Annotated in this window: 10 protein-coding genes and 2 pseudogenes; all 12 read right to left on the minus strand. The window is 73.5% G+C overall.

Annotated elements, in window-relative coordinates; genetic code table 11:
* Positions 1-394: pseudogene (locus tag VR45_RS34865) on the minus strand (hypothetical protein); the annotation flags it as partial.
* Positions 395-980: 586 nt separating this feature from the next.
* Complete coding sequence (locus VR45_RS34870; protein WP_045943924.1) at positions 981-1,991, minus strand: hypothetical protein; 1,011 nt, start codon at positions 1,989-1,991, stop codon at positions 981-983.
* 128 nt (positions 1,992-2,119) lie between these two features.
* Positions 2,120-2,620, minus strand: a complete 501-nt coding sequence (locus VR45_RS34875) for a hypothetical protein (RefSeq protein ID WP_045943925.1) — start codon at positions 2,618-2,620, stop codon at positions 2,120-2,122.
* Positions 2,621-2,726: 106 nt separating this feature from the next.
* Positions 2,727-3,002 (minus strand): RNase adapter RapZ, encoded by a 276-nt coding sequence (locus VR45_RS49445; RefSeq protein WP_045943926.1) that lies wholly within the window; start codon positions 3,000-3,002, stop codon positions 2,727-2,729.
* Between the two features lie 246 nt (positions 3,003-3,248).
* On the minus strand, positions 3,249-3,608 hold the full coding sequence (locus VR45_RS34885; protein ID WP_045943927.1) for an RRQRL motif-containing zinc-binding protein: 360 nt from the start codon (positions 3,606-3,608) through the stop codon (positions 3,249-3,251).
* A gap of 21 nt (positions 3,609-3,629) precedes the next feature.
* A complete protein-coding gene (locus VR45_RS34890; protein ID WP_045943928.1) occupies positions 3,630-4,112 on the minus strand; it encodes a hypothetical protein in 483 nt (160 codons plus the stop codon).
* 93 nt (positions 4,113-4,205) lie between these two features.
* Positions 4,206-4,355: a hypothetical protein gene (locus VR45_RS47455; RefSeq protein WP_159394463.1), complete on the minus strand. Its 150-nt coding sequence runs from the start codon at positions 4,353-4,355 to the stop codon at positions 4,206-4,208.
* Complete coding sequence (locus VR45_RS34895) at positions 4,352-5,089, minus strand: NUDIX domain-containing protein (protein WP_045943929.1); 738 nt, start codon at positions 5,087-5,089, stop codon at positions 4,352-4,354. The genes VR45_RS47455 and VR45_RS34895 overlap by 4 nt, the downstream gene beginning before the upstream one ends.
* Before the next feature lie 86 nt (positions 5,090-5,175).
* Complete coding sequence (locus tag VR45_RS34900) at positions 5,176-5,910, minus strand: hypothetical protein (RefSeq protein WP_045943930.1); 735 nt, start codon at positions 5,908-5,910, stop codon at positions 5,176-5,178.
* A 154-nt stretch (positions 5,911-6,064) separates the two neighbouring features.
* Positions 6,065-6,454: a hypothetical protein gene (locus VR45_RS34905; protein ID WP_159394464.1), complete on the minus strand. Its 390-nt coding sequence runs from the start codon at positions 6,452-6,454 to the stop codon at positions 6,065-6,067.
* 170 nt (positions 6,455-6,624) lie between these two features.
* The gene (locus VR45_RS34910) at positions 6,625-8,874 is read right to left on the minus strand and encodes an ATP-binding protein (RefSeq protein ID WP_052709615.1); all 2,250 of its coding nucleotides are present in this window, start codon (positions 8,872-8,874) and stop codon (positions 6,625-6,627) included.
* A gap of 61 nt (positions 8,875-8,935) precedes the next feature.
* Positions 8,936-10,057 (minus strand): annotated as a pseudogene (locus tag VR45_RS34915) (hypothetical protein); the annotation flags it as partial.

A 10,057-nucleotide genomic window follows, 5' to 3' on the forward strand; every position in this document is an offset into this window, starting at 1 on the left:
TCATGCTGTGGGGCGCGCCGGACCGGCCGGCCCCGCGGGCGATGCCGCCGAGGTCGCGTCCGGTGGGCAGCACCTCCTCCGCCGCCTCCAGGCCGTGGCCGGTCAGCCGCCACAGCTTCTCGCGGTCGGCGGTGTGCCCGTCCGAGGCCGTCAGCCCGTGCAGGTGGAGGTCGAGCAGCGCGGCCCGGATCGCCTTGTTCGACTTGAGCCCGGGGCGGACGATCCGCTGGAGCTGGTCGGCGGTCGCCACCTTCAGCACGCCCAGCGCGGCCAGCACGTCGCCGCGCAACCGGCTGGTCGACTTGTTCGGGTAGTCCGCCGACCTCGCCCACGTCCCCCACGCCTTCCAGCCGACCACCGCCTGGTCGTCAGCCAGGCCCTGGTCCTCGCTCACGCTCTGCCCCTCTCGCTCGTCCGCCGCCCGCCCGATCCCCTCGCCGCGCGCAGCGCCCCGGCCTCGCCGGGAGGCCGCCCGGCCGGTGGAGGGAGAGCCCCAGCGGCTCGGGAGCGGCGTCGGACCCTTCCGAACGACCCCAACCCCCACCACCAACATCAACACTCAACAGCACAGGAAGGACAGGGGGAGGAAAAGAAGGGTTGTCGGGATTTCCGGTGAGAGGTTGCCAGGCGGTCTGACCTGGCCTTTTGGCCGCTCCGAGGCGAAACCTTGCGGTAGGGGGTTCGGCAGGGGAACCGGTAGGTGCTGCGGAAGCATTGGAAAGGTCCTGCCCACCAACCTTGGTGGGCGGTGAGTTCGGCCGGCCTTCCCGGGACAACCGGTCTCCCAGGGAAGTAGTCGGCCCCCGTCGCAGGGCCCCGGCGACCCCTGGTCCACCAGGTCAGCGCGTACGCGGCGGGCCCGGCCGGGCAGGTTCCAAGGGAACCCGAAACGGGACCTGAAAGAGAACCCGATGCGGAACCCCAAACGGGACCCCGAAGAGAACCCCAAAGGGAACCGCCCGGCCGGGCCCGCCGCCTGCTCAGCCGCGGGCCTGACGGTCGGCGAGCTGGCGGACGGTCAGCGCCACGGTCCGGGCCGCCAGGGCGGGGCTGGTGTGCAGCAGCGGGGAGTCGTCCTCGGGGCCGGCCACGTAGCTGTTGGGCAGCACCACCGAGATCCAGCGCCTGGTGCCCCACAGCCCGTACTCCACCCAGCCCACGGCCCGGTTGTCCCGGACGACCAGGTACATGGTCTCCAGGTTGTCCCAGTGGTAGAGGTGCCAGCCCGTGCCGATCTCGTCCAGGGCGCGCAGGAACCGCGGGTTCCCCAGCCCCGGCCGCTGCTGAGGCGGGACCAGGATCAGCGGCTCCTCCACCTCGCTCTGTGCCTCGCGCGAGCCGGTGAGTTCGGCCTGCTGCCCGGTGAGTTCCGACCTTGCCGCCTCGCGCGAGGCATTGGCCGGGCGCGAGAGACAGGCATTGGCCGGGCGCGGGACGGCCGGGGCCGGGGGCGCTTGCCGGACGGCGGGCAGCGGCGCGGCCGGCCTCTCGGCGGCGGCCTCCTGGTGCTCCTGGCGGCGCTGCTCGGGCGCGGCGGGCAACGGCTCGCGCGAGCCTTGACGGTCGGCCTGGGCCTGACGCACCTCGACCTGCCGGACGGCCTGCCGGGCGCGGCGCAGCAGGGCCTGCACCGCCTGTTCCAGTCCGGACAGGTCGACGCTCAGCCCCAGCCCGGCCTCCCCCTTGTCCAGGGTCCGGGCAAGGTCGTGAGCTTTGCTTTCGACCAGTGAGCCGAGGCGGGCGACCTCCCGGGCCGCCTTGTCGTCAAGGGAACTCACCGGCTCGCGCGAGTCATTGACGGAGCTGGCCAGCGCCGAGTCCTGCCGCGCCTTGAGCCGGGTCCGGTACGCCTTGGAGGAGCAGGCCCGCCCCGGGCAGTAGGAGGGTTGTTGTCCCTTGCCGCCGCTGCGGATCGGCTTGCCGCACCCCTCGCAGCGGCGCCCGCCGTCGACCTCCGCGGCTTCCTTGATGACTCGCGCGTCGCTTTCCATGATCCGGATCGTACGGGCGAGAACCCACAAGGGCTGAGCCGGAGTCACCGGCTCAGCCCTTGGACCGTTTCGTTCTGCCTTTCCGGGACGCGAGTCCCCCGGCAACGCGACGATCACGCGCGCCTGGATCATACGGCAGCCGCCCAGCGCCGCGGGCTCGACCTCGGGCCGCTGCCGCCGTGGTGGTAGCGGGCGACTTCCGCGAGCAGGCCGGCGCGGACACGCTCCAGGTCCGCGTCGAGCGCCCGGCCGCGGGCGTTGGTCGCCGCGTCGAAGCCGATGTGGAGGTGGACCAGGTGGAGGTCGTAGACCAGGCGGTGGAGGTCGTCGTCCCACTCCTGGAGTTCCTCCAGAGCGGCCCGCACCGTGCGGTCGACGGCGGCGGCCGGGTCCTCACCCAGGGCCCGGGCGAGGACGGCCACCTCCTGGAGCTCGTCCGCGTCGACCTCCGCCACCTTCTCCGCGCGCAGTGCAAGGCCGGGCCGCGCGGCGTCGAGCAGCTCGGCGCGCTCGCGGGCGACGGCGGTCACCAGGTCGAGGCGGCGGCGGGCGAGGACGGCCGCGGGGTCCTCCGGCAGCCAGGCCGGGCGCCGGGCGGAGGGCAGCGGCGGGACCAGGGCGGCGCGCACAGTCAGGCCTGGCCCGAGTCCGAGGCTGCGGCGGCGGGTCACGGGGTGACCAACGAGCCCCCGGGCCGGAAGGCACGGGGGCTCGCTCGAAGGTGGGGCGGCGCGGCTACTGGACGACGGGCAGGTGCACGTGGTGGTGCTCGACCTCCACGCCGATCCCGTCGCCGCGCAGGTACTCGGCGGCGGCCTCCGCCACGGCGACCGAGCGGTGCCGGCCGCCCTTGCACGCCACGGTGACGTGGACGAGTTTGCGCCGCGGGTCGGCCCAGGCGTCGAGGACGCCGCGGGCGCTGGCGGCGATCCGCTCGACCATCGGCATGATGCCGGGGGTGGTCAGCACGTGCTCGCGCACCGCCGGGTCGAGGCCGGTCAGCTCCCGCATCCCCGGGTCGTCGTGCGGGTTGCGGAACTCGGCGGTGCCGACGTTGAAGACCAGTGAAGACCAGGCCGTTGCTGATCGTCAGCAGCTCCAGCGCGTCCGGGTGCAGGGTGCCGATCGAGTGGACGACGACCTGGACCAGGCCGTCGGACTGCGGGTTCGGGTGGGGTGCGGGCTGAGTGCTCATGTGTCCATCCTCGGTGCGGAGTTGGGGCTGCGGAAGGGGTTTCCCGTTTCCAAAAGTGCAGGTCACCGGTCGTTCTCGGCGCAGGGCCAGCAGGTGCCCAGCGAGCGGGGGATGACGTACCCCGCGTCCTGGTGGCAGGCCGGGCAGGTGCGGCGGGCGAGCATCATCCGCTCGTGCGCCGCCCAGCGGGCCTCCGTCATCGGCCGCACGGGGCGGGCGAGGTCGGCGCGGTAGAGGTAGGCGACCCTGCGGCCTCGGCGCCACTCGATCTGGGCCACCGGGTCGGCTCCGCCCGGGCGCAGTCCGCGGGCGCGGAGCTGGCGGCGGGTGAGCAGTCCGGCCGGGGCGAGGCGGTAGGGGTAGGTCGGGGTGCCGCCGTGGTGGCGGCCGGTCGGGTCGTGGCGGTGTCGGCCGGCGCACATGTCCGCTCCCCTGGTCCCGGTTCAGACCAGGGCGGCGACGACGGCGGCCACCAGGAGCCAGAGCATGTGCCAGCTCTGGTCCAGCGCGTAGGCGCCCGTGCCGAGCGTCGGCGCGTACAGGCCCTTGGCGTCGGTCGGGTGGTGCGGGTGCGCGTAGGTCCCCAGCTCGTAGAACTCCGTCTTGTCCACGAGCTTGGCGAGGCGGGCCAGGGTGACTCGCCTGTCGGCCCACCAGTGCGAACAGGCGTCGAGGGCCAGGGCGAGGGCGCTCCCGCCGACGGTGACCTGGAGGTCGAGGAGGAGGGCGACCGGTACGAGCAGGGCGACCTTCGTCGCGGTCAGCGAGATGACGTGCTTGGAGCAGGCCCAGCGCCCGGTCCAGCCGGGCTTGCCCTTCTCGGCGGCCTGGCAGGAGGTCTGGACCCAGTGGTCCCCGACCTGGTGGGCGGTGTAGAGGACGACGAAGACGGCGGCCATCGTGGCGGCCGTGGTGGTGTGGTTCATGATGGTGGTGCTCCTGTTCTGGGAGTTGGCGGGGCGGCCGGACTTCTTCGCGGGATGACGGCCGCCCCGTGCTGCGTGCGGTGGGTCAGGTGGTCACTCGTCGTCGACGGTGACCTGGACCGAGACCACGTGGTCGGTCTCGAACGGGAGGTTCTCGAACTCCCGGGCGACGTCCGGGTCGGTGGTGCTGGTCTTCGTGACCGTGCCGTCGGCGGCGGTGACGGTGATGTGCTGCATCCTCACGGGCGGGTCTCCTGGTCGAGGTGGGCGAGCGCCCGGGCCAGCAGCGGCCGGTGCGCGGAGTAGAGGGTTCGGCCGGCCTTCTTCGCGGCGGCCTCCAGGACCGGCATCGAGGCGAACGGGTACCAACCGGCGTCCAGCGCGTCGTCCGAGCCGACCGCCGCCACGGTGGCGGGCAGCAGGTAGAGGGCGTAGGTCGAGGCCACCCAGGAGTGGTCGGAGTTGCGCCAGTCGTCCACCAGGCCGCGGCCCAGGATCACCGGGCGGTGCCCGCGCAGGTCCACCGTGGTCTCCTCGCGCAGCTCGCGCAGCAGGGCCCGGGTGACGGTCTCGCCCGGGTCGACCATCCCGCCCGGCGCGGCCAGGACGCCGATGTCGTCACGGGTGATCAGCAGCACCCGGCGGTCGGCCCCGGTCCCCGCGACCACGATCGGGTCCGCCGCGGCGTTCTCCCCCCAGTGGCCCAGGTTCCTGCCCTTGCGCCCGGTGCGGCCCGACGGGTTCAGCGGCCGGCCGTCGGCGTCCAGCGCGAACGGCACCAGGGCGGCGGCCCGGCGCTGCCCCCAGTCGGTGACGTCCTGCGGGGTCGGGGCCGCCTCGGCCCAGTCCGGCACCTGGAGGGCCAGCGCGGCGGGGAGCAGCTCGGGCGGGGTGATGTCGACGGGCGCGTACGCGGGCCAGTTCACGGCCCAGTCGCGCAGGTGGGCGGGGACGGGCGGGGCGGTGGCGGTGCTCATGTGGTGTGTCTCCTGTCCGGTGTTCTGGTGGTCGGGTCGAGTCGGGCGGCCGGACTTCTTCGCGGGACGACGGCCGCCCCGGCCTGCTACTGGTCCGAGCGCGAGTCCGCGTCGGGGTCGGCCTCGTGGGCCTTGCCCAGCAGGGAGGCCCGGATGATGTTGCGCTGGACGTCGCCGACCCAGCCGCAGGTGCAGCGCGGCTGGACCAGGCCGTGGACGTCGCTGTCGGGGGTGTTGAAGAAGTCGGTGCCGTCGGCCGGCGCGTCGGCGTCGTAGACCCCGGTGCGGTGCGCGGGCACCTCCTCGGTGTCCTCAGCGGTGCGCGGCAGCTCCCCGCCGTTGGTGTAGAGGGCGGCGCGCGGGCTGTGCTGGCACAGCCACGGGCGCCAGACCGCGGTCTGCCCCTCCTCGGTCATCCGCTGGTGGCGCTGGCGCACCGTGCTGAAGTGCTGGGACAGCGCCTCGGCGATCTCGCGCCAGGGCATCACCTCCTGGTCCTCCCCGGCCTCCCGGGCGATCAGGGTCAGCTCGTCCTGGACGGCGGCCAGCCGGGTGGCCAGGCGGCGGGTGTGCAGGAGGTAGGTCCACAGCTCCGAGTTCGTGGGGCGCTGGCCGCTGCGGATCGCCTCGATGGCGCGCAGCACGGTGTCCGCCTCGTCCGCCACCAGCCAGCCGTTGGTGTGGCCCTCGCGGGTCGCCAGGACGTAGGTGGTGGTGCCGTCCGGCCACCAGGCGGTGGGCCCCTGGTCCTCCGTCGGCAGCATCTCGGGGTGGGTCGCGGTGAACGGCCGCGGGGCGTTGAGCCGCATCTGGTCGGGCATCGGATCTCCTTGGTTCGGCGGTCGGCGGGGTGCCGAGCGGGCATGCCAACTCCCGCTCCCCGATGTAGGTCTGACCCTACGTCATGTCCATAAATGTAGGGCCAGACCTACGCGACCGCAAGGGGTTCCGCCGAACCCGTCCGCCGAATTTTCGTCACCCACCGTGACCGTTCTGCGGGCGGGCCGCGCCGTAGACGGTGTGCGGTCCGGTCCCCCGGCGGGCGATCTCGCCCCGGTCGGCCATCTCGCCCAGCTTCATCGACAGGGCGGACCGGCCGATCTCGATCCCGTCCGCGAGGAGGCGCTGCCGGACGGCGGAGGTGCTCAGCCAGACGTCGCCCTCCGAGCCCGCGACGATCTTCTGCGCGGCGTCCTTCCAGTCGTCTCGGACCGGGTCGCCGGCCGCGGGGCGCAGCGCGTCCGGCTCGTCCAGGCGGACTTCGACGCGGGCACCGGGCAGCGCCTGGAACTCCAGGTGGATGCTGTCGGCCTCGCTCGCTCCGGGCGGGGTGTAGCGGATGCTGACGGTCACGGGGGATGCCATCTCGGTCCCTTCGGGTTGTGGCTGTCGGTAGTCGGGTTGCTTGTCGTCGCTGTCGTCGTCGCTGTCGTCGTCGCCGAAATTGCCTGCTCAGCACGTCGCCCGCCCCGGAGAAGGTGCCTTCCGGGGCGGGCGACGACAGCGACAGCGACGACGACAGGAACAGATTGTGATCAGGCGTTGGGGCCGTACTCGGTCTGCGCGCCGGTCCCCCGGCGGGCGATCTGGCCCTTGCGGAGCATCTCGCTCAGCGCGGCGGAGAGCGCCTGGCGGCCGATCTCGATGCCCTCGGCCTCCAGCCGGGTGCGGACCTCGGAGGTGCTGAGCCACACCCCGGAACCGGCCTGCTGGACGATCCGCAGGGCGGCCTGCTTCCAGTCGCCCTCCTCTCCCGCCGGGGCGGGCTGCGGGGTGGCCGGCTGTCCTTCGGTCGGTCGGGAGAACAGACGCGGGGGACGCACCTGGGGACGTCCCGGCTCCTCCTTGGGGACCTCCGGGAGGCTGTCCAGGAAGTCGCCCCACACCTGCTCCATCACCTCGCGCTCCTCCGCGCTGACTCCCGCACCTGTTGCGGAGCGTGAGAACAGGGTCGGCGGCTTGAGCACCGGACCGGTCGGGCTCGGCGCGGAGGCCGGCGGCGCGGTGAGGGGCTGGCCATCGGAGCCCTTGAACAGCCAGCCGGTACGGTCCCGGCTCCAGCGCTCGGTGTAGTCCGCGCCCCCGGCCTGGACGGACACGGCGTCCAGACGCGGGCGCAGCCGCTCGGTGGCGAGGCAGGCTTCCCGGGCCATGGACGGCTTGGTCTTCCAGGAGCGGAAGGGCTGCGGGGCGAACCCCGGCTCCCCGCCCTGGCCGATCACGCCGGAGCCCTTGGCCGTGAGCTGGCGGGCGTCCAGGCCCTTCACGTGGCCGAACAGCTTGTTCACCCCGGCGCCGGTCGGGTCGGTGGAGGTCATGGCGACCCGGATCGTGCTGTGCTTGGAGATCACGGTGTCGCCGATGCTGGACAGGTTGCCGTCGGTCGCGGTGAGGATTGTGCGGATTCCGGCCTCGCGGTCGGTGCCGATGATGTCCTTGATCCGCTTGGCCAGACGGCCCCGGGCGGTGCGCGGGCTGAGTTCGGACAGGATCTGCACGCCCTCGTCCACGACGATCACGATCATCGGGACCTTGGCGCTCAGCGGCAGGGAGCCGCGGGCGTCCGCCTCGCGCATCAGGTCCTGGTACCCGGCGATACGGGCGTCGGAGATCCGCTCGGCGGCGGCCAGCATCAGCTCCGCCTCCTCCTCGTTCGAGGCCACCCAGTCGAAGGCCGGCCGCGTGCTGGGCGGCAGGAACTCCGCGTCCCTGCCGGTGTTGAGCTGGCCCTCTCGGTAGGTCTCCAGCCAGGGGCGGAACGCGCCGCCCTCCTTGCCCAGGTCGATGCCCCACAGGAGCAGGTCGGTGCAGCGCAGGCTGGAGGCGAAGATGCCGTCGAGGAGAGTGGTCTTGCCCGCGCCGGGCGGGCCGACGATAAGCGCGCACGACTCGCGGACGTGCACCTTGATCTCCTCGCCCGACCGGTCGACGCCCCAGGGCATGCCCTGGTAGATCGACAGCGGGGTGTAGACGCCGGGGAACACCACCTCTTCCCGGTTGGTGTTGCGCAGGTCGATGTCGAGGATCGCCTCACCCTGCAGCCGGGCCTGGCCGATGCGCACCAGGCAGCCCTGCTCAAGCCGGGCGGCCTGGGCGAGGGTCGAGGCGCAGCCCTGGAGCTGGGTGAGCGGGTAGCCGAGCGGCAGGCTGACCTGGAAGGCGAAGCCGGAGTCGTTAGGGCGGCGCTCGAACCCGCCGGTCCAGGTGATGTCGTTGCGGTGGGTGACCTGGCGGACCAGGCTCATCCACCGCTTCACCAGCTCGCGGTCGGCGCGGTCGACCTCGGCGGCCTGGAGCTGGGTGTCGAGCTGGCGGCGCTCCTCGTCCGCAGCCTCCTCGTGGACCTCGGCCTGGTGCAGCGCGCCGCCGATGCCGATGGCGGAGGCGGCGAGGGTGCCCAGGGCGGTCCACCAGCCGGTGGAGGTCCAGGTGGTGGGGTCGGTGGCGATGACGACGCTGGTCCAGCCGGAGGCCAGCAGCCAGCCGGTGGCGCGGGTGAGCATGGTCGAGCGGGTCATGCCGCGGCGGTGGCCCTGGATGCCGCCGTGGACCAGGGCGCCGACCGCGCCGACGCCGAGCGGGAGCGCGGCCGGCAGGCCGGTCCAGGCTCCGAGGCTGGCGACTGCGGTCGCGGTGGTGGCCATCGCCACCGGGGCGCTGACCGGGCCGTGCCCGGCCACCCAGTCCAGCGGGATGCCCCGGCGCGGCGCGCGGCGCGGCTTGGGCTCCTCGGTGGTGGTCTTCTTCTCCATGTCGATGGTCTGCTCAGCGGCGGTGGTGCTCATGCTGCCTCCTCTCGGGCCGAGCCGGGCGCCCAGGTCGGGCGCCCGGCGGTGACGCTGCTGCTCAGACGTCCTCGGAGTTGCGGCTGACGTCCCACATCTCCTCGTTGACGCGCTGCTCGCGCAGGCGGGTGATCTCGGGCTCGTGGCGCTCGTTGAAGGTCTTGGTGACCTCCTCGGCGGCCTGGACGGCCTGGTTGAGGAGCTGGAAGACCTCCATCAGCGACTCGTTCACCGCGGGGTCGAGCGGCGCGTTCTCAGGCGAGAGCTTGTCCGCGACGGCGGCGAAGGAGTTGGCGATGTACGTGATCGCCTCCGGCATCGTCTCGATGCTGTTCAGGACGGCGAGCATGCCGTCGATCTCGCCCTGCTGGGCCTGGTTGTGCATGTCCTCGGCGCTGGCGCGGAAGTCGAAGATGCCCACGGTGGTCCCCTCCTGGGTGCTCGTGTCGTTCGGGTTGGTGACGGTCGGTTCGGCGGCCGGTTCGGCCTTGTCGAGCGGCCGGAAGGCCGTGGCCTCCTCGGGCACGGCGGCAGCCTCGGGCTGCCCCTGGGCGTCGGCCTGGGTGGCCTCGGCGTGGGCCTGCTCGATCTTCTGGTCCCGCTCCTGCCGGGCGGCGAGCGCGGTCCCGGCCACGGCCCGGTAGATGCGCCGGCCCCAGTGCGGGGGCGCGAAGCCCATCTTCCGCAGCGGCCAGGACGCCAGGGTGGACAGCAGGCCGAAGGGCAGGGCGAGCGCGGCGGCCACCAGGCGGCGGCCGTGGAAGCGGGCGGCCGAGCGGCGCAGCTGGCTGCGGCGGTGCTTGTTGCGCACCCGGGCCTGGGCGGCTGCGGCGCGCAGCCGGGCCTTCTCCTGGACGGCCGCGCGGCGCTTGTCGACCCGCCCCTGGGCCTTGGCGTCCTGGACCAGGCGGCGGGCCTGGCGCTTGCGGTCGCGCCGGTCGGCGATCCGGCCCCGGGAGCCGTTGCCGGTGGTGCCCACCTGCCCGGTGCGGCCCTGCTCGGCGGCGCGCTGCTGCTGCGCCGTCTTGGCCTGCTGCTTGGCCTGCTGCTTGGCCTGCTGCTTGGCGTCGCGGCGGGCGTCGGCGACGCTGCGCCGGGCGCCGGTCAGCTCCTCTCGGCGCTGGCGGCGGGGCAGGCCGGCCTCCGCCGAACGGGCCGCCCGGATCTCCGCGACTCGCTGACG

The organism is Streptomyces sp. NRRL S-495 (assembly GCF_000966955.1).
GTDB lineage: Bacteria > Actinomycetota > Actinomycetes > Streptomycetales > Streptomycetaceae > Kitasatospora > Kitasatospora purpeofusca.